The sequence below is a fragment of the Microbacterium canaveralium genome (assembly GCF_047238045.1).
GTDB lineage: Bacteria > Actinomycetota > Actinomycetes > Actinomycetales > Microbacteriaceae > Microbacterium.
Window position 1 is genome coordinate 2,755,491 of sequence record NZ_JBDFMA010000003.1, and the last position, 17,249, is coordinate 2,772,739.

Sequence of the window (17,249 nt, forward strand, 5' to 3'; positions counted from 1 at the left end):
CCCTTAGGCAGCCAGCTCGTGACAGCAACAATGCGTCACTCGCGTAGCAACAATACAGAAACAAAACGCGAACGCAAGCGTGGAGAGGCATTCAAAACGACAACGAGCCCCGCCGTGACGGCGGGGCTCGAAGGTGCGGCGGGGGTGTCAGCGACGCGGAGCGGCGACGGAGTCTCGGACGACGACGTGGGTGCCGAGTTCAACGACCGAACCGGCGTGTCCGGGCATGGGTTTCTGGACGGCGAGGCGCGCGGCCTCCCAGCCCAGGTCGAACACCGGCAGGTGCACCGTCGTCAGCGGAGGATGCAGACGCTGCGCGACACGATCGTCGTCGTAGCCGACGACCGACATGTCCTCGGGCACGGAGAGCCCCGCTTCGGTCAGCGCCCGCACGACGTCGAGCGCGTGGAAATCGCTGTTCGCCACGATCGCGGTGACCTCGGGGTGCTCGCGCAGCAGGTCGACGGTGTGCGCGTACGTGTGGTCGACGACGAGACTGCGACGCGCGCGGCGCGGCGACGGGTCGGTGTAGACGGCCGCGGGTTCCAGACCGTGGGCGGCGAGCGCGGCCCGCATCCCGGCGATACGCCCCTCGGTCGTGGAGTAGTCCTCGATCCCCCCGACCCAGGCCACGCGGGTGTGCCCGCGCGAGAGCAGGTGGCTCGTGATGGCGAAGGCACCGCCGGTGTTGTCGTAGCCGGCCACGAGCGCGCGGTCCGCGGCGATCGGACCCGGGCGGGCGCACATCACCAGACGCGCGTCGATCTCCTCGAGCATCGTCGCGTAGTCGCCCAGGCGGTCGGAGTAGTCGGCCGACGCGTACACGCCGCCGACGAACACGACGGCATCCAGCTCGCGTTGACGCGCGATGAGCCGGACGATGTCGCGTTCGCGATCCACGTCACCCTCGGTCGGGAAGATCATGCTGATGCGCCCGTGCTCGACGGCCGCCGCATCGATCCCGGCCAGCACGCCCGAGACCAGCGACGACCTCACGTCGGGGACGATGACACCGATGGTCCGGGTCGCCTCCCGTCGGCGTGCGCGAGCCTCCGAGTAGCCGAGCTCGCGCATCGCCGCGACGACCCGGCCTCGCGTGGCTTCCGCGATCGGATACGTCCCCGAGAGCACACGCGACGCCGTCGACACCGACACCCCGGCGAGCGCCGCGACCTCGCGGAGGTTCGCCCGGCGCACGCCCGTGTCATCCGGCGCACTCATCGAGTCTCTCCGCGCTCCATACCTCCGAAGATAGCTCAGGGCCGTCTCCGTCAGCCCTTGATGCCGTTGGCCATGCCGACCGAGCGCAGGAACTGCCGCTGGAAGAGCAGGAACAGCGCGATCGGCACGATCATCGACAGGAACAGCGCCGCCATCATGACCGAGTACTCCAGTGCCGGCTCGATGCGCGGCAGCGCGACGGAGATGGGCTGAACACCCGGGTCCTGCAGGACGAGCAGCGGCCACAGGTACTCCTTGTACGCCGCCACGGCGCTCAGGAGCGCGAGGACCGACAGGATCGGCCGTGAGAGCGGGATGACGAGCGACCACAGCACGCGCACCGGACCCGCTCCGTCGATCCGCGCCGCCTCGATGAGTTCGCGCGGGATCGAGTCGAAGAAGCGCTTGGCGAGCACGAGCGAGAAGGCGCTCGCCCCGGCGGGCAGCCAGATCGCCCACATGGTGTTCAGGAGGCTGATGCCGAGACCGGGAAGGTCGAGCACCGTGAGGTAGAGGGGCACGAGCGAGACGATGCCCGGGATGAACAGCGTCGCGAGCACGGCCCAGTAGACGACGTTGCCCCATCGCGGCCGGAGGATCGACAGAGTGTATGCGCCGGTCACGCAGACCACGAGCGTGACCGCGGCGCTTCCGAGCGCCATGAGCAGCGTGTTGAGCAGGTAGCGCCAGATCCCGAGGTCGTTCCACACGGCGGAATAGTTCGACCAGTCGAAGATCGAGGGCAGCAGCCTCAGCGGGTCGCTCACGAGTTCCGTCGTCGTGGACACGGATGCCTTGGCCAACCACAGCAGCGGCAGCACCGCCGCGACGACGAGACCGACGAGCACGAACACCTGGACGAGTCGCAGGGTCCACCTCACCAGGGGCCTGCGACGATCCCCCCACGAGGAGACGGAGCGCACCACCTCTTCGGGGTCGTCCTGACGCCGGAGGCGGCGTCGGGACGGCGGCGCCGTGGGCGGCTGCGTGAGCGTGTAGGTGTCAGTCATTGTCGTTGAGCCTCCGGGTCGCGAACTGATAGACGATCGACACGATCGCGAGGACCGCGGCGAGCATCACGCTCAGAGCGGCAGCCGCACCGTAGTTCGAATTCACGAACCCGTATTGGTAGATGAGCATCAGGATCGAGATGGAGGCGTTGTTCGGGCCGCCCCCGGTGAGGAGCTTCGGCTCGTTGAAGACCTGCATGGTCCCGATGAGCTGCAGGAGAATGAGCACGAGGATGACACCGCGGATCTGCGGCAGCGTCACGTGCCACACGCGGCTCCAGATGCCGGCTCCGTCGAGTTCTGCGGCCTCGTAGAGGTCGGGCCGCACGCCCCCGAGCGCGGCGAGGTAGATGATGACCGAGGTACCGGCGCCCGCCCACGTCGCCGCGAGCACCATCGAGGGGATGACGAGCTGCTCCGAGTTCAGCCAGGCGAACGGCCCGAGACCCACCGTTCCGAGCAGCGAGTTCAGCAACCCGCTCGAGCCCGGCATGTAGAGGACCTTCCACAGCAGGATGGCCACCACCGGGGGGATGACGACGGGGAGATAGGCGAGCGTGCTGTAGAGGCCCTTCCACCGTCGCAACTCCGACATCACCACCGCCAGCGCCAAGGGCAGCGGGGCACCGATCAGGAGACCGATCGCGGTGAAGATGACCGTGTTGAGGATCGCTCGCGGAAGAACGGGGTCGGTGAGCACGAACTCGAAGTTCGTCAGCCCCACCCATTTGCTGGTGAGGAAGTTCGTCTTCTGGAACGACAGCACGAGGCCCCGGACGATCGGCCCCCACGAGAAGTAGGCGAACACGAGCACCAGTGGCGCCCCGAACACGATGGACCAGAGCCCTCCCGCGCGCACCCATCGTCGGACGCGCGGGATGAGGCCCCCGCGCGCCTCGCGCGCGGGGACCCCGATCCGAACCGACATGACTCGAGTCACTGCTTGATGATCCGATCGAGTCGGGATGCGGCGTCCGCGACGAGCGGCTCGATCTCTGCCGAGGGGTCGCTCAGCACCGCCTGCACCGTCGACGCCAGGTCGGCGTAGACCTCCTGTGCCCGGGTGGTGGGCTCGGGGATCAGCGGGATCTTCGTCAGCGAGTCGGTGTAACTGGTGAAGTGCGACGCGTCGACGTTGGTGTCGTCCGCGATCCAGTCGCGGTACTGCTTGTACGCGTCGGCGCTGAGCGGCGACAGACCCGGGAGCCCGACGATGCCGCCGTCGGCGATGAGAGCCTGCGCGTTGGCGACGGCCGTTTCCTTGCTCGTGAACTTGCCGAAGTAGTAGAAGTCCACCCACTTCGCCGCCGCGAGCAGCTGCTCGGGCGTCGACTTCGGGTTGGCCATCTGCACGTTTCCGCCGAGCGGCGTGCCCAACCCCGCGGTGTCGCCCTGCGGGAGGTGGGAGGCGCCGATGACCGACAGATCCATGTCGTACACGTTGTTGAGCCACTCGTACGATGCCACCGGTGCGATGAACATACCCGCCCGCCCTGCGGCGAACTCCTGCATGATCGTCTTCAAGTCCATGATGACCGACTCGCCCATGGTCTTGTCCGTCGAGAACATGTCCCGCAGCCCCTGGAGGGCCGCGATCGACGCCGGGTTGTCGATGGTGACCTCGTCGCCCGCCTCGTTCTCGATGCTGCCGCCGCGCGAGTAGACCTGCGCGGTGTAGATCCACCCCGCCTGACCCTCCGACGTGATCTGGAGGTAGCCCGGGTTGCCGGTCGCCTTGGTGATGGCCTTCGCCGCCGAACGAACGTCATCCCACGTGGCAGGCGGCTTGTCGGGGTCGAGGCCCGCCTTCGTGAAGAGATCACGGTTGTACATGAGGGCGACGGTATCGACCGTTGTCGGGATGCCGTACGTCTTGCCGTCCGCCTGCGCCGGCGTGAGCGTGTCGGGGTTGAGGCGGTCCAGCAGGCCGAGCTGATTCACGACGTCGGTGAGGTCGGCGACCTGACCGTTCGCGATCACCTGCTGCGTGTTGGTGAACGGCACGCTCATGACGGTGGGCATCGTGCCCCCCGCGACGAGCGCGGAGAAGGACCCGTTGTCCCATCGTGTCTCGCTGGGCTCGACGGTGATGTTGGGATTGGCCTTCTGGAACTGGTCGACGGCGTCGAGGAAGTTCTTCCGCGCCGCTTCGGCCTTGGTGCTGGGCAGGTCGCCCACGGTGATCGTGACGCTGGCGCTGGGATCGATGGTCGGTTGCTGTGCGCCGGCGCACCCCGTAGCGGACACGGCGAGCGCGCCCACGACGATCGCGCCGAGACCGACGCGGGTACGGAGATTCATCATTGAAACCTCGAGCTCTCTCTAGTGCTGGATCGGATCTTCGGATCGCGACGCCCTGATGCTAGTTGAAATATTTCAATTCATGCAAGGATGAGAGTGCGGCATCCGTACGAGCACAATGGATCCCAGCCACCAAGGAAGGAGGGCGAGCGATGGCAGACCAGGACTTTCCGTCGATGCATGATGTGGCCCGCGTTGCGGGCGTATCGATCGGAACGGTTTCCAACGTCTTGAACAAGCCTGAAATCGTGGCCGCGCCGACGTTGCGTCGCGTGCGATCCGCCATCGACGAACTCGGGTGGCGACCGACCGGCCGGGGGCGACGCGCCCCCGTGGGTCCCGACCTCGTCGGCGTCGTTCTCGTCGGCACCGAGCCTCACCGCGCCGCCCTGCTGGACGGCATCCGCCGACGGCTGTCCTGGGGTGGTGCGCAGCCGCTGGTCACGTTCCCCGCAGACGAACCCACGGGAGTCGACGACGCCGTCCGCACGCTCGAACGGACCGGCGTCCGCGGCATCCTGCTGGAAATGACCCCCGGCGCCGAGTCGATCGCCGTGCATGCCGCCGAACGCGGGGTGTCGATCGTCGCGATCGGCACCCCCGCGACCTCCGACCTCAGCTCCGTGGCCGCCGACGACGAGTCCGCCGCGGCCCTCGCCGTCTCGTACGCTCTCGAGCGCGGGCGCCGGCGGATCGTCCTCGTCCACCCGCCCCACGATCGGGCGGGAGCGGATCTGCGTCGCACGGCGGCGCGCGGTGCCGCTCGCGCTGCCGGATTCGATCCGGGCGAGGTGCTCATCGAGCACGACGCCCTCGGTCACGACAGCGCCGCCGGACGGGCGGCGGTGGAGTTCCTCGGTGAGCGCCGGATGGGCTTCGACGCCATCCTCCTGCCCGACGATCGCACCGCAGCCGGAGCCTGGCGCCGACTCGAGGAGGACCGCCGTCCGACGACGTCGGAGCGTGCCCTCGTCATCGCCGGACAGGACTCCGAGGTGACCGACGCCATCGGCCTCACCAGCATCCGCACCCCGATGACGGCGATGGGCTACCAGAGCGCCGACATCCTCCTCGCCGAGCGGAAGGACCCCCGCCGCGCCCGTGTGCGGCAGGTCTTCCCCGTCGAGCTCATCGCCCGGGAGACGCGCCCGTGAGCCTCGACGCCGTGATGGCCGACACCCTGCGCGACGTGGTCGACTGGGACGACTACGCGCGTGCCATCGGGGAGCTGGCATCCAGCTATGTCGCTCCGCCGACCGAGGTGTCCGAGCACGCCGCTCCCGGTCCGCGCGGGCCCGTGCGCGTCCGCGTGTACCGCCCCGTGGATGCGGCGACCGACGCCCCCGGGCTGCTGTGGGTGCACGGCGGCGGATTCACGGCCGGCGACATCGACATGGCCGAGTCCGACGTCGTCGCTCGGGAACTGGTCGCCCGGGCGGGAGCCGTCGTCGCGAGCGTCGACTACCGCCTCGCCGGCCCGGAGACGCGGTTCCCGGCCCCGTTGGAGGACGTCGAGGCCGCGTGGACCTGGCTCACCGTCCACGCGCGGGACTTCGGTATCGACCCGTCGCGCCTGTGCCTGGGCGGCTGTTCCGCCGGGGGAAACCTCGCTGCCGCGACGGCCTTGCGCCTGACGGATCGTGAGGGCCGGCGTCCGGCCGCCCTGGTCCTGGGATACCCCCTGCTGCACTTCCCCGTGCCCGCGATCGACATCGACGGAATGGACGACCTCCCCGACATCCTGCGCTTCCGCCCGGCACGCAACGACGAGGTGCTCCGGGATTACGTGGGACGCGTCGACAATCCGCCCGTGGATGCCATGCCGGGAAACCGCGCTCCCTTCGGTCTCCCGCACACGCTTCTCGCACTGAGCGAGATGGACGAACTCCGCGGTTCGGGTGAACTGTTCGCGCGGCAGTTGCGCGAAGCCGGCATCCCCGTCCAGGTCGAGGTCGCGGAGGGCATGCCGCACGGCCATCTCAACATTCCGCCGGTCGACGCGCTCCCGGAAGTCGCTCGGACGCTCGACGCCATCGCAAACGTGCTCGCCGCGACTCGCCGGTAGCGATCCCGGATGCGGCGCGGGATGTGCCGCGCGACTTCGGCCGAAAAGCGCAAAAGGGACGAAAGTACCTCCCCGGGCAGATCGCACGGGCATAGGGTGAGGGCCGCACTCACACGGGCGAGCAAAGGAGCTCCCGATGTTCGGTTTCACGTGCGCCACGTACGACGTCACCTGGAAGTCCATCGAGGGCGACTTCCTCCTCGGGACCTGTTCCCGCCGCATCTTCGGGTTCGCCAGCCGCAGCGCCGACGGTACGTGGTCGGCCTTCGACGACGAATCCCGCTCGCTGGGCGCCTTCGCCACGCTGGATGACGTGAAGTCCCTGCTGTGGCGATCCCACCGCCAGACCCACGACACCGCGTGCGCCGCCCCGATTGAGCGGCACTCGCGGAGTACCCTGGCGGAGCGCCCCTCACCCGCCCCAGAACCGTCGCGGAACGCGAAGGTGCGGCCGCGGTCCTGGTGACACGATCCGCAGCCGAGTGGTCGCGTGACGAGGCCGTCGCGGACGCACGAACGAGCCGGCGACGAGGCGCGGCGTAAGAGCCGTGGGATCGACGGATCACCTCGAGACCCGCGGGCGGACTCAGCTGGTTCGGGCGGTTATCAGCCGTTTCCGAAGGGCCCGGACCGCGTCACGGCCGGCCCGGTTGGCTCCGACCGTGGATTGCGAGGGGCCGAACCCGATGAGGTGGACGCGCGGCTCCTCGGCCACCTGGGTGCCGGTCATGCGGATGCCTCCGCGCGCGTTGCGCAACCCGAGCGGGTCGAGATGGCGGAGGTCGGCTCGGAATCCCGTCGCCCACACGATCGCGTCGATCGGCGTGAACGAGCCGTCGGCCTCCCGCACCCCGTCGGGTTCGATCGCCGTGAACATCGGGCGACGGACGAGCGCGCCGCGTTCCCTCGCAGCCACCGCGTAGGGCAGCCAGGCCAGATCGGTGTAGGAGACGACGCTGCCGGCGGGGTTCCCCGCCTCCACATCGGCGATGACCTTCGCGATGACCTCTCTTCCCGCGGTCTCGGGGGTGAACTCACCGTCGCGGAACACGGGCTCCCGCCGGGTGTACCAGAACACCGTGGCCACTCGGGAGATCTCCTCCAACAACTGCACTGCGGAGATACCTCCCCCGACGATCGCCACGCGAAGACCGGAGAACTCATCGAGCGAGACGTAATCGCGCGTGTGCAGTTGACGACCACGGTAGGTGTCCTGCCCGGGGTAGTGCGGAAGCACCGGGTTGTTCCATGTCCCGGTCGCGTTGATCACCGCGCGTGTCTCCCACACTCCCGCGGTCGACTCCACGATCAGATCTCCGTCGGGGTCGGCGTCCGCGTAGCGCACGGCCGTCACCGTGACGGGCCGCAGGATGGGCGGCTGAAGGTGCTGCTCGTAAGCGGCGAAGTAGGCGGGCACCGCGTCTCGGCTGGCGGCGGTGTCGTCGATCGGCGGTTTCGGGTAGCCGGGCAGGTCGAAGATCCCGTTGACTGTCGCCATCGTCAATGATCGCCAGCGGTGCTGCCAGGCCCCGCCCGCCGCGGTCTCCGCGTCCAACACCACGAACGATGGCGCACCGGCGTCGCTCGAGGCGTCCTTGGCACTGACGAACCCGGCGCGGGCGAGATGGTAGGCCGCCGAAAGCCCCGCTTGACCGGCGCCGATCACCACGACGCTGGCCCAACGTGGGCCGCCCCCAGGAATCGTCACCCTTGATTATTGCGACGCCGTCCGCCTCCGGGGCGACTCAGGCCGAGGTCGACTTCTTCTTCTTGGGCGCGGGAGCATCAACGGCATCGGCGTCTGCGGCCGCAGACTGCTCTTTCGCCCGCTTCTTCGCCTGCGAGGCGAGGCGGGCGAGATCCACCATCCGGAGGGCGTCCATGCGCGCACGCCGCATCGTGGCGTAGTCGGGATCGGCATCCGCGGTCATTCCCTCGACGTCCAGACGCTGCGAGAGGTTCGCCGCGACGTCGCCCCACGCGGCTTCGCGCGCCGCAGCGACCAGGACGTCGACGCGCTCGGGGTCATCCGCGAACTCGCGCAGTTCCTTCGCCACCCCGCGCGACTGACGTGCGCGTCGGCGGAGGTTGCGGGTGTCGCGATCGCGGTAGTCGTGGGTGCCCGACGAATCGGAGAACCGCCCCCACGCGCGCTTGCGCTGCTGGGTCACGCGGTTCGCCGCCTGATCCTGCTCCGCCGCCAGCGCGCGCAACGTCTCGCGGGCGAACTCGGCGAAGACGGCGCCGTCGAACTGCCCGCCCCGCGCGATCGTCTCGACGAGGATCCGGTTGCGCACGGTGAGCCGCGCCGCGGCCGTCGCGATCGACAACCCCTCGGCGATGGCATCCTTCGTCCGGCCCACGCGACCTCCCTCTCCAGGCTATCGGTCGAGCCGGGCGGTCGACGGCGGTCAGGCCAGGGCGGTGACGATCTTCTGGATGCGACGCGCGCGTGTCTCCGGAGCCTTCGCCTCGGCCACGCTGCCCGCGTGTGCCTTACGCGTGCTCGGGGCGAGGGCGTCGAACGCCGCCCGGACACCCGCCGCGTCGAGGGCGGCCCCGAGATCCTCGGGAATCTCAATCGTGCGCTCGGTCGTGTCGAGCGTCAGCTCGACCGTGATCGGATCGCCGCCGGCAAGCCCCGTCGCCTTGCGCTTGTCAGCGGAGAACGGGATGAGCTGGCGCCCACCCATCACCGCCATCGTGCTGGAGTACACGTAGCCGTTGACGTCGACCTGCACTGCGGCACGTTTGCCGCCGCCCAGCGCCTCGACGATCTCGGGCGGGACCTCGATACCGGTGTTGTTTCCCATCTGGAACAGCGTCGTCTCGAACCTCATGCGGCGAGTGTGGCAGAGACGCGCGTAGGTGAACAGCACGGGAATTGCAATCCCCGGATTGTGATCGCGCCCCTCCCGTAGCGTCTCACCCGTTGCGGAGGGCCTCGGAGAGTACTCGGGGGCCTTCTGTCGTATCCGGGGGACGGCGGTCCGCGCGCGGGCGCAACGAGCGGCGCGCGCTCGTCCTACAGCATTGCCCGGGGCGCCGCAAAGGCCAATCCGAAACAACCAGTGTCTCCGAAGATGTGAGGAAGGCGGCCGAGTGGCCGCTGCAAAAACTCTGGGAGGTTCATCATGAGCTCGTCACCGAACCGCATCGTCGCCACCGTCTTCGGCGCCGTCTACCTGCTCGTCGGTCTGCTCGGCTTCGCCGTCACCGGCGGCGTCGGATTCATCGCCAACGAGGGTGGCCTGCTTCTGGGCATCTTCGAGGTCAACCCGCTGCACAACATCGCGCACCTCCTGATCGGTGCCGCGCTGCTGGTCGCCGGCCTCGCCAACGCTCGCGCCGCCAAGGGCGTCAACACCACCGTGGGCGCGGTCTACCTGCTCCTCGGCATCGTCGGCTTCTTCCTCACGGGACCGGCCAACATCCTCGCGCTCAACGTGCCCGACCACTTCCTGCACCTCGCCAGCGCCGTCGTGCTCCTGGGTGTCGGACTGGGCACCGAGCGCAACGTCCCCCGCACCGCGGCGGTCTGAGCGTGAACGCCGCGACCTTCGTCCGGTCGTGGCCCTCCGTGTCCGCATGGGGGGCCGGGCTGATCCTCGCCGCCCTCGGTGCGGGTGCGATCGTGGGACCCAGCTCCGGGGCCGCCTCGCGCGGTCTCGGAGCGGGTCTGGTCGTCCTCGGGGTGGCCGCGCTCGTCTGGGGTGGAGCCGCGCTCGCCCTCGGTCGACTGGTGGCCCCGCGGGCGACGCTGGTGGGAGTCCTCGCAGGGCTCCTCACCTCGTCCGCCCTGATGTTCGTCCTGCCGACGCACACGAGCATCATCGCCATCGCGGCCGCGGCGCTGCTGCTGATCGTCGTGGGAGCGGCCGTCGCAGTGCACGTGCGCCGTCACGGCCGCGATGACACAGACACGACCCCCCGCACAGCTCAGCCGATGAGCGTGCTCGGGCTCCTCCTCGCCGCGTCGATCATCGCCGTCGTCGTCACGCCCGCCCTCGGTGCGACGCAGGACGCGGTCCTGATCCGCGACGACGGGACCGTCCCCGTCATCACCCACGAGGGGCACTGATCCCCCTCCCCCGGGAACATCCCCGACGTCGTACTACCGCCGAGCCCGATCGCTCGGACGGTGGCACGCTGGAGAGGTGACCCCCTCCCCTCCCGTCTCGGCCCGCGTCGCACGATTGCGCGCGAAGCTGCTCACCGCCCTCGCGGGGGACCCGACCGGGATGGCGCCGTACGTCCGGGCGATCGCCGAGGGCGATGACGGCGGCTATTTCGTCGAGAACGGTCCCGCCTGGACCGTCCACGCCGGAATGGGAACGCTGGTCGCGGGCATCCGCGCCCTGCTCCTGCAGGCGCTGCACCCCGGGGCCCTCGCGGGCGTCCACGACTGGTCGCGCTACCGCGAAGACCCGATCGGGCGCCTCACCGGGACCGTGCGCTGGGTCATCACCCTCACCTACGGCTCGAAGGCGCAGGCGGATGCCGAGACCGCCCGGGTCGGCCGGTTCCATCAGCGCGTGCAGGGCACCTACGTCGGCGGCGACGGGGGCGCGCGCACCTACACCGCCGAAGACGGCGACCTCGTGCGCTGGGTGCACCTCGCCTTCACCGACGCCTTCCTCCGGAGCCATCAGGCCTACGGCGGCGCGATCCCCGGCGGCGCCGACGCGTATGTCGCGGACTGGGCCACGGCGGGACGTCTCATGCGCATCCCCGATCCGCCGCGGACCGAAGCCGCGCTTCGCGCCGAGCTGGAGGGCTTCCTGGACCGCGGCGAACTGCGCCGCGACGAGCGGGTCGACGATGTCGTCCGGTTCCTCCGCAAGCCGCCGTTCACCGGGGCGATGGGGCTCGCCTACCGCGTGCTGTTCGCCGCGGCCGTCGCGACCTTCCCCCCGCGCCTCCGGCGCCTCCTCGGGGTGCGCCGGTCGTGGCTGCCGGTGAAGACGGCGACCCGGATCATCCTGCGCGTCACGGAGCGGGCGCTCGGCTCCGGACCGCGGGCGCAGGACATGGCGCGCCTGCGACTGCGCCGACTCGGGCTGTAGGGCGGGGCGGAGGCTGCGCCGCCGGGGGCGTCGCCCTCGGGTGTTCGGCGGCCGAGTGAGCCCGTCCGGGCAGTGGCGGCCCCGGCAGGTCGGCATCCACTCCCCCGCAGGAGGTGTCGGGCTGTCCACGGCGCCATCGCGTCGCCGCCGACGTAGCCTGGAAGGACCCGAGCACACACGCGGAGGCGGAATGAGCGACGACCCCCGAGAGGCGGCCGAGCGCTACCGCCTGGACCGGCGGCTGCGGGAAGCCGGGATCGAACCCGAGTCGGCGGAGGCGACCGCACCGGAGCGCGGATCCACCGCGGCGGAACGCGCCGCGTACGTCGAGACGGCGATCCAGCAGGCGATTCGGCGCGGCGACTTCGACGACCTGCCCGGCGCCGGGAAACCCCTCGTCGGCCTCGGAGACGGCCACGACCCGGACTGGTGGATCCGCCGCAAGATCGAGACCGAGAAGCTGTCGGGGCTCGGGCCGCCCGCCCTCACCCTGCGAGTGGAGCACGCCGAGCTCGCCGATCGCCTGGACGCCCTCTCGCGCGAGCCCGACGTCCGCGAAGCGCTCGAGGATTTCAACCGCCGCGTCATCGAGGCACGTCGGCAGTTGCTCGGCGGCCCGCCCGTCGTGACACCGACGGTCGACGTGGATGCCGAGGTCGCGGGGTGGGCCGAGCGCCGCCGTGCCCGCACCGTCGAGGCTCCGGCGGCCGCGCCCCGACCCCGGCGCGGCTGGTTCCGGAGGCGCTGACGCCCGGGCGCCGAAAGCACACGATCGGGTCGAGTGCTCACGGACGGGACGACCGGAACGTGCGCGCTCGAGCGGAACGTGTGATCTCGCGGCGGCGGGGCGGCGGCGCCGGGGCCGCGCCGGCCGCGCGCGTCAGAGCCGCGCGAGGGCCTCGGCGCGCGACACCAGCGCGCGAGCGCGGGCCAGGGCGGGGGCGTACGAGCCGTCCACCGGGCCGTCGGGCACCGTCGAGAGCAGGGCCTGGGCCTCCGCGACCTCGGACGAGGCCGGCGTGAATCCCGCGTGAGCGCCGGCGATCGCGGCCTCCCGCAACGCCAGTGTCCCCGTGAACCCCATCGCGGCGGCGTGGTCCGCGGCATCCCGCGCCTGCTCCACCGGGCCGCACGGGCCGTCGATGGGCGGGGCGATCCCGGCCGCCGCCGACGCGACGACGAGTTGCGCGCGCGGCCACGACAGGGCGAGGCGGTCGGCCGCCATACCGGTGTCTCGGCGGAAGTCGCCGGTGCCGAACGCCAGACGTCGGGTGGCGGGGTGCGCCGCGATCGCGGGGGCCGAGAGCAGCGCCGCAGCCGACTCGATCATCGCCACGATCGGCACGCCATCGGGGAGGGACGCCGCGACGTGGGCGACGTCGGCGGGTCCAGCGCACATCGCCAACACCACGCCGGCGAGCCCGCCGCTGAGGTCGCGACCGAGCGCGAGGTCGGCCTCGCCGTCGCGCGTTCCCGCGGCGCTGATTCGCAGCCACACCGGGGCTTCCTCGGCGGCGCGACGGGCGCGCTCGCGCCCCTCGGCCTTGCGCGCAGCGGGCAGCCCGTCCTCGAGATCGAGCACGAGGACGTCGGCCGCGGTGTCGCCCCCTGCCGCCAGCGGCGAGCGCAGCAGCCACGTGCGGGCCAGGTCCACGCGCGCGGGGGCGGGGGCGGCCGAAGCCGCCCCCGCCGAGGAGTGCGTCAGGCTCACGAACGGCTCCGGGCCGCCGCCTCCGCCTCCGCCTGGGCGCGGAAGGCGTTCAGCGCCTGCGTGTCGACGGCCGAAGGACCGGTGCCGGCCTCGGTCGACGCCTCTTCCTTGGCATCCGCTGCCGGAGTCGTGGAGTGGTCGTGACCGGTGAGGAGCGTCTCGTCGAAGGGGATCCGGCCCGAGAGCACCTCGCCCACGCGTTCGCGGTCGTACTGCTTGGTCCAGGCTCCGATGAGGAGGGTCGCCACGGCGTTGCCGGTGAAGTTCGTGACGGCGCGGGCCTCGGACATGAACCGGTCGATGCCGACGATGACACCGACGCCGTTGACCAGGTCGGGACGGTAGGCAGAGAGGCCGCCGGCGAGGGTGGCGAGGCCCGCACCGGTGACACCGGCCGCGCCCTTGGAGGCGATGATCATGAAGATCAGGAGGCCGATCTGCTCGGGGATCGACATGGGGGCACCCATCGCCGTCGCGATGAACAGCGACGCCATCGTGAGGTAGATCGCCGTGCCGTCCAGGTTGAACGAGTAGCCGGTCGGGACGGTGATGCCGACGACGGGCTTGGAGACGCCGAGGTGCTCCATCTTCGCGATGAGGCGGGGCAGGGCCGCCTCGGACGAGGACGTGCCGACGATCAGCAGGTACTCGCGACCGAGGTACTTGATGAGCGAGAAGATGTTGACCCGCGTCACGGCGAACAGCAGCACACCCAGCACGACCGTGATGAAGAGGAAGCACGTCAGGTAGAACGAGCCCATCAGGATGCCGAGGCTGATGACGGCGCCGAAGCCGGTCTTGCCGACGACCGCGGCGATGGCGCCGAAGGCACCGATCGGCGCGAGCCACAGGATCATGCCGAGGATGCGGAAGACCAGCACCTGGAAGTTGCGGATGCCCTCGACCAAGCGGGCCCCGCGCTCGCCCATGCCCTGCAGCGCGAAACCCACGAGGAGCGCGATGAACAGCACCTGGAGGATGCTGCCGCCGGTGAACGCCGAGAAGAACGTCGTCGGAATGATGCCCAGGATGAAGTCCTGCGTCGTCGTCGCCTCGGGAACGGCGTCGTACTGCGCACCGGCGATGTTCAGGCCCTCACCGGGGTGGATGATGTTGCCCACGAGCAGGCCGATACCGAGCGCGAACGTCGACATGACGAGGAAGTACAGCAGCGCCAGGCCGCCGATCTTGCCGACCGTGGAGGCCTTGGCGATCGAGCCGATGCCGACGACGATCGTGCAGAAGATGACCGGGGCGATCATCATCTTGATGAGGTTGACGAAGCCCTTGCCGACGGGCTCGAGGCCGACGGCGAACTGCGGGGCGACGAGGCCGACCACGATGCCCGCCACGACGGCGACGATGACGGCGATGTAGAGCCAGTGGTTGCGGTCGATCTTCTTACGCGGCCGACCGTCGCGCGTGGTGCGGAGTGAGAGAGACATTCGCGAGTTCCCCTTTTTCCTAACGTCTTCGTTGAGTCCGGCGGGGCCGCCGGCGATGTCCCGACTCTGGACGAGCGCGGCGTCCGGGGCGATTTGTGGTCGTATTGTTCACGGCAGACCGGAACGAACCGGAAAGGGCACGGCATGCGACTGAGCGTGGGCGGACGGCTGGCGATGGTGTCGCTCGGCGTCGTCGTGCTGGTCGCGGGTGTCCTCGCCGCCCTCATGTCGGTGCAGCTGTCCGACTCCGGCCAGCGTCAGGCGGAACAGGTCACCCGGTCGGTGGCCGAAACGCTCGCGCACGAGCCGGACGTCGCCGCTCTCACCGCGGGGCGCGACTCCGAGACGCTGCAGCCCATGGTGGAGGCGATCCTCTCGGACGCCGACCTGTCGTTCGTCACGATCATGACTCCCGACGGCATCCGGCTGACCCACCGGAACCGGTCCGAGATCGGGCAGCAGTACCTCGGTTCGCGCGAGGAGGCGCTCGCCGGCCGCACCCACACCGAGGTCTACGACGGCACGCTCGGCCCGTCCGTCCGAACCATCACGCCCATCCGCGACGGCGGTGTCGACGACGGCGAGATCGTGGGCCTCGTCTCGGTCGGGGTCACGCTCGGCGCCGTGCAGGCCGACCTCGCCGCCCGTGTCCCGCTGATCGTGGCCGCCGCGGCCGGCATCGTCGGTATCGGCATCCTGGGTGCCCTGTACGTCCGCCGCAGCGCCCGGCGGGTCACCGGGTCGTACACGCCGCGCGAGCTCGCCCGGCTGGTGGAGAGCTACGAGACCGTGCTGCACTCGCTGCGCGAGGGCCTCGTCGTCACCGACAGCGACGGCCGGATCGTGCTCTACAACGACGAAGCCGCCGATCTGCTGGGCCTGCCTCCCGCGTCCGAGGGTCAGGTGAGCCTCGACCCGCGCGCGACCGACATGGATGCCGCGCTCGCCGAGGCCATCGCCACGGGTCGCCGAATGGTGGAGGAGACCGTGGCCACCGGCGACCGCGTCCTGCTGGTCAACCAGGAGGAGGCCCGCGACCTCGCGGGGCGCCGCGCCCCCGAACGCGGGCGCGTCATGACCCTCCGCGACCGTTCCGAATTGCAGGCGCTCCTCGGCGAGCTCGAGGGCGTCCGCACGCTCAGCGAGACGCTGCGCTCGCAGACGCACGAGCACGGCAACCGGCTGCACGCGCTGCTCGCCCTCCTCGAGCTCGGCCGCCTCGATGACGCTCGGCGGCTCATCGAGGCATCCACCGCGGGCCGGCAGGATCTCGCCGACCGCATCGTGTCGGGCAACGACGGCGCCGTGGTCGTGGCGCTGCTGCTCGGGAAACTCGACGAGGCCGCCGAGCACGGCGTCGCCCTCGATCTCGACGTCGAGGAGCCGACCCCCACCCTCCCCCTCGCCCCCGCCGAGGCCGTCACCGTGGTCGGGAATCTCGTCGACAACGCGATGGATGCCGCAGCCGCAGGCGCCGAACCGCACTGGGTCCGGGTGGCCCTGGCGAGCACGGGACCCGACGTCGCGATCGAGGTGAGCGACAGCGGAGCGGGGTTCGACCCCGCCCTCGCCGACCCGTTCGCGTTCGGCGCGTCGACCAAGCCCGCGGCGGTGGCGGGCGGGCGCGGCGTGGGCCTGGCGCTCGTGCGCGACATCGTGGCGGCGCACGGCGGAACGCTGCGTATCACCGACGCACCCACGACGGTGCGCGTGGTGCTGCCGGCTCCGGTCCAGGCGGTGCACGCGTGATCCGCGTGCTCGTCGTCGACGACGATGCTCTCGCGCTGGAGCTTCACGCCGCGTACGTCGGACGCGTCCCGGGGTTCGAGGTCGTGGGTCAGGCGGCGGGGGCACGTGCGGCGCTCACCGCGATCGCCGATCCCGCTCGGCCGATCGACCTCGTGCTGCTGGACATGACCATGCCCGACGGGGGCGGACTCGACGTGGCCCGGCGCGTGCGTGCGATCGGAGCGGGTGTCGACATCATCGCCGTGACGGCGGTCCGGGATGCCGCGACCGTCCGCGCGGCGGTGTCGACCGGTGTGGTGCAGTACCTCATCAAGCCGTTCACGTTCGCGGCGTTCCGCGAACGGCTCGAGGCCTACCGCACGTACGTCGAGGGCCTGGATCGTGCCGCGGGAGACGCGACACAGTCCGAGGTCGACGCCCTGCTCGGTTCGCTGCGCACCGTCGCACCGACGCTGCCGAAAGGCCTGAGCGACGAGACGCTGCAGGCTGTCGCGGAACGGGTGCGGACGGCATCCGGTTCGCTGTCATCGACCGAGGTCGGCGAACACGAGGGCATGTCGCGCGTCACGGCCCGGCGGTACCTCGAGCATCTCGCCGACGCGGGCCGCGTCCGTCGCGAGCCCCGCTACGGCGGCCCCGGCCGCCCCGAGATCACGTACGCCTGGGTCCGTGCCTGACGCG

The 17,249-nt window shown here is 70.6% G+C and carries 18 protein-coding genes; 9 read left to right on the plus strand and 9 right to left on the minus strand.

All coding sequences use genetic code 11. The features are described 5' to 3' along the window. Window positions 1-147: 147 nt before the first annotated feature. Genes ABC271_RS14235 through ABC271_RS14250 form a run of 4 tightly spaced genes read right to left on the minus strand, consistent with a single transcriptional unit; the run spans window position 148 to window position 4,532 of the window. Entirely contained in the window at window positions 148-1,221 is a 1,074-nt protein-coding gene (locus ABC271_RS14235) for a LacI family DNA-binding transcriptional regulator (protein WP_412925488.1), read from the minus strand. Window positions 1,222-1,271: 50 nt separating this feature from the next. Further along, window positions 1,272-2,231: a carbohydrate ABC transporter permease gene (locus ABC271_RS14240; protein ID WP_412925489.1), complete on the minus strand. Its 960-nt coding sequence runs from the start codon at window positions 2,229-2,231 to the stop codon at window positions 1,272-1,274. After that, on the minus strand, window positions 2,224-3,159 hold the full coding sequence (locus ABC271_RS14245) for a carbohydrate ABC transporter permease (protein WP_412925490.1): 936 nt from the start codon (window positions 3,157-3,159) through the stop codon (window positions 2,224-2,226). Before ABC271_RS14245 ends, ABC271_RS14240 begins: the two co-directional genes overlap by 8 nt. An 8-nt stretch (window positions 3,160-3,167) precedes the next feature. Further along, entirely contained in the window at window positions 3,168-4,532 is a 1,365-nt protein-coding gene (locus tag ABC271_RS14250) for an ABC transporter substrate-binding protein (RefSeq protein ID WP_412925491.1), read from the minus strand. A gap of 176 nt (window positions 4,533-4,708) precedes the next feature. On the opposite strand from ABC271_RS14250, the gene ABC271_RS14255 reads away from it, so the two are divergent. The 3 genes from ABC271_RS14255 to ABC271_RS14265 all read left to right on the plus strand — a co-directional run bounded on the left by ABC271_RS14255 (window position 4,709) and on the right by ABC271_RS14265 (window position 7,063). Further along, window positions 4,709-5,686: a LacI family DNA-binding transcriptional regulator gene (locus tag ABC271_RS14255; RefSeq protein WP_412926174.1), complete on the plus strand. Its 978-nt coding sequence runs from the start codon at window positions 4,709-4,711 to the stop codon at window positions 5,684-5,686. Further along, the gene (locus ABC271_RS14260) at window positions 5,683-6,597 is read left to right on the plus strand and encodes an alpha/beta hydrolase (RefSeq protein WP_412925492.1); all 915 of its coding nucleotides are present in this window, start codon (window positions 5,683-5,685) and stop codon (window positions 6,595-6,597) included. The genes ABC271_RS14255 and ABC271_RS14260 overlap by 4 nt, the downstream gene beginning before the upstream one ends. A 136-nt stretch (window positions 6,598-6,733) precedes the next feature. Next, on the plus strand, window positions 6,734-7,063 hold the full coding sequence (locus ABC271_RS14265; protein WP_412925493.1) for a hypothetical protein: 330 nt from the start codon (window positions 6,734-6,736) through the stop codon (window positions 7,061-7,063). 120 nt (window positions 7,064-7,183) lie between these two features. On the opposite strand, the gene ABC271_RS14270 is transcribed toward ABC271_RS14265, so the two are convergent. From ABC271_RS14270 to ABC271_RS14280, 3 genes are read right to left on the minus strand one after another with little or no spacing between them, the layout of a single operon-like run. Then, on the minus strand, window positions 7,184-8,305 hold the full coding sequence (locus ABC271_RS14270) for an NAD(P)-binding domain-containing protein (RefSeq protein WP_412925494.1): 1,122 nt from the start codon (window positions 8,303-8,305) through the stop codon (window positions 7,184-7,186). Between the two features lie 37 nt (window positions 8,306-8,342). Continuing rightward, window positions 8,343-8,960, minus strand: a complete 618-nt coding sequence (locus tag ABC271_RS14275) for an asparagine synthase (protein WP_412925495.1) — start codon at window positions 8,958-8,960, stop codon at window positions 8,343-8,345. 48 nt (window positions 8,961-9,008) lie between these two features. Continuing rightward, entirely contained in the window at window positions 9,009-9,437 is a 429-nt protein-coding gene (locus ABC271_RS14280; protein ID WP_412925496.1) for a YdeI/OmpD-associated family protein, read from the minus strand. A gap of 294 nt (window positions 9,438-9,731) precedes the next feature. Between ABC271_RS14280 and ABC271_RS14285 the strand changes: the two genes are divergently transcribed. From ABC271_RS14285 to ABC271_RS14300, 4 genes are all read left to right on the plus strand, one after another. Then, the gene (locus ABC271_RS14285; RefSeq protein WP_412925497.1) at window positions 9,732-10,139 is read left to right on the plus strand and encodes a DUF4383 domain-containing protein; all 408 of its coding nucleotides are present in this window, start codon (window positions 9,732-9,734) and stop codon (window positions 10,137-10,139) included. Window positions 10,140-10,141: 2 nt separating this feature from the next. Beyond that, complete coding sequence (locus ABC271_RS14290; protein ID WP_412925498.1) at window positions 10,142-10,678, plus strand: hypothetical protein; 537 nt, start codon at window positions 10,142-10,144, stop codon at window positions 10,676-10,678. Between the two features lie 160 nt (window positions 10,679-10,838). Then, window positions 10,839-11,663, plus strand: a complete 825-nt coding sequence (locus ABC271_RS14295; protein WP_412926175.1) for an oxygenase MpaB family protein — start codon at window positions 10,839-10,841, stop codon at window positions 11,661-11,663. A 190-nt stretch (window positions 11,664-11,853) separates the two neighbouring features. Continuing rightward, window positions 11,854-12,411 (plus strand): DnaJ family domain-containing protein, encoded by a 558-nt coding sequence (locus ABC271_RS14300; RefSeq protein WP_412925499.1) that lies wholly within the window; start codon window positions 11,854-11,856, stop codon window positions 12,409-12,411. A gap of 132 nt (window positions 12,412-12,543) precedes the next feature. Here ABC271_RS14300 and ABC271_RS14305 read toward each other — a convergent pair whose 3' ends face one another. Both ABC271_RS14305 and ABC271_RS14310 read right to left on the minus strand, forming a co-directional pair. Next, window positions 12,544-13,374, minus strand: coding sequence for an aldolase/citrate lyase family protein (locus ABC271_RS14305; protein ID WP_412925500.1), 831 nt, complete (start codon window positions 13,372-13,374; stop codon window positions 12,544-12,546). Next, window positions 13,371-14,819 (minus strand): cation:dicarboxylate symporter family transporter, encoded by a 1,449-nt coding sequence (locus ABC271_RS14310; protein WP_412925501.1) that lies wholly within the window; start codon window positions 14,817-14,819, stop codon window positions 13,371-13,373. Before ABC271_RS14310 ends, ABC271_RS14305 begins: the two co-directional genes overlap by 4 nt. Window positions 14,820-14,963: 144 nt before the next feature. Between ABC271_RS14310 and ABC271_RS14315 the strand changes: the two genes are divergently transcribed. Both ABC271_RS14315 and ABC271_RS14320 read left to right on the plus strand, forming a co-directional pair. Next, window positions 14,964-16,568 carry a sensor histidine kinase gene (locus tag ABC271_RS14315; protein WP_412925502.1) on the plus strand — a complete coding sequence of 535 codons (1,605 nt, stop codon included), beginning with the start codon at window positions 14,964-14,966 and terminating at the stop codon, window positions 16,566-16,568. Further along, window positions 16,565-17,245 (plus strand): response regulator, encoded by a 681-nt coding sequence (locus ABC271_RS14320; RefSeq protein ID WP_412925503.1) that lies wholly within the window; start codon window positions 16,565-16,567, stop codon window positions 17,243-17,245. The genes ABC271_RS14315 and ABC271_RS14320 overlap by 4 nt, the downstream gene beginning before the upstream one ends. The last annotated feature ends 4 nt before the right edge of the window (window positions 17,246-17,249 follow it).

Coding starts and splice junctions, on each gene's coding strand:
- ABC271_RS14235 (WP_412925488.1), bottom strand. CDS start 1,221: ATGAGTGCGCCGGATGACACGGGCGTGCGCCGGGCGAACCTCCGCGAG.
- ABC271_RS14240 (WP_412925489.1), bottom strand. CDS start 2,231: ATGACTGACACCTACACGCTCACGCAGCCGCCCACGGCGCCGCCGTCC.
- ABC271_RS14245 (WP_412925490.1), bottom strand. CDS start 3,159: ATGTCGGTTCGGATCGGGGTCCCCGCGCGCGAGGCGCGCGGGGGCCTC.
- ABC271_RS14250 (WP_412925491.1), bottom strand. CDS start 4,532: ATGAATCTCCGTACCCGCGTCGGTCTCGGCGCGATCGTCGTGGGCGCG.
- ABC271_RS14255 (WP_412926174.1), top strand. CDS start 4,709: ATGCATGATGTGGCCCGCGTTGCGGGCGTATCGATCGGAACGGTTTCC.
- ABC271_RS14265 (WP_412925493.1), top strand. CDS start 6,734: ATGTTCGGTTTCACGTGCGCCACGTACGACGTCACCTGGAAGTCCATC.
- ABC271_RS14280 (WP_412925496.1), bottom strand. CDS start 9,437: ATGAGGTTCGAGACGACGCTGTTCCAGATGGGAAACAACACCGGTATC.
- ABC271_RS14285 (WP_412925497.1), top strand. CDS start 9,732: ATGAGCTCGTCACCGAACCGCATCGTCGCCACCGTCTTCGGCGCCGTC.
- ABC271_RS14295 (WP_412926175.1), top strand. CDS start 10,839: ATGGCGCCGTACGTCCGGGCGATCGCCGAGGGCGATGACGGCGGCTAT.
- ABC271_RS14300 (WP_412925499.1), top strand. CDS start 11,854: ATGAGCGACGACCCCCGAGAGGCGGCCGAGCGCTACCGCCTGGACCGG.
- ABC271_RS14310 (WP_412925501.1), bottom strand. CDS start 14,819: ATGTCTCTCTCACTCCGCACCACGCGCGACGGTCGGCCGCGTAAGAAG.
- ABC271_RS14315 (WP_412925502.1), top strand. CDS start 14,964: ATGCGACTGAGCGTGGGCGGACGGCTGGCGATGGTGTCGCTCGGCGTC.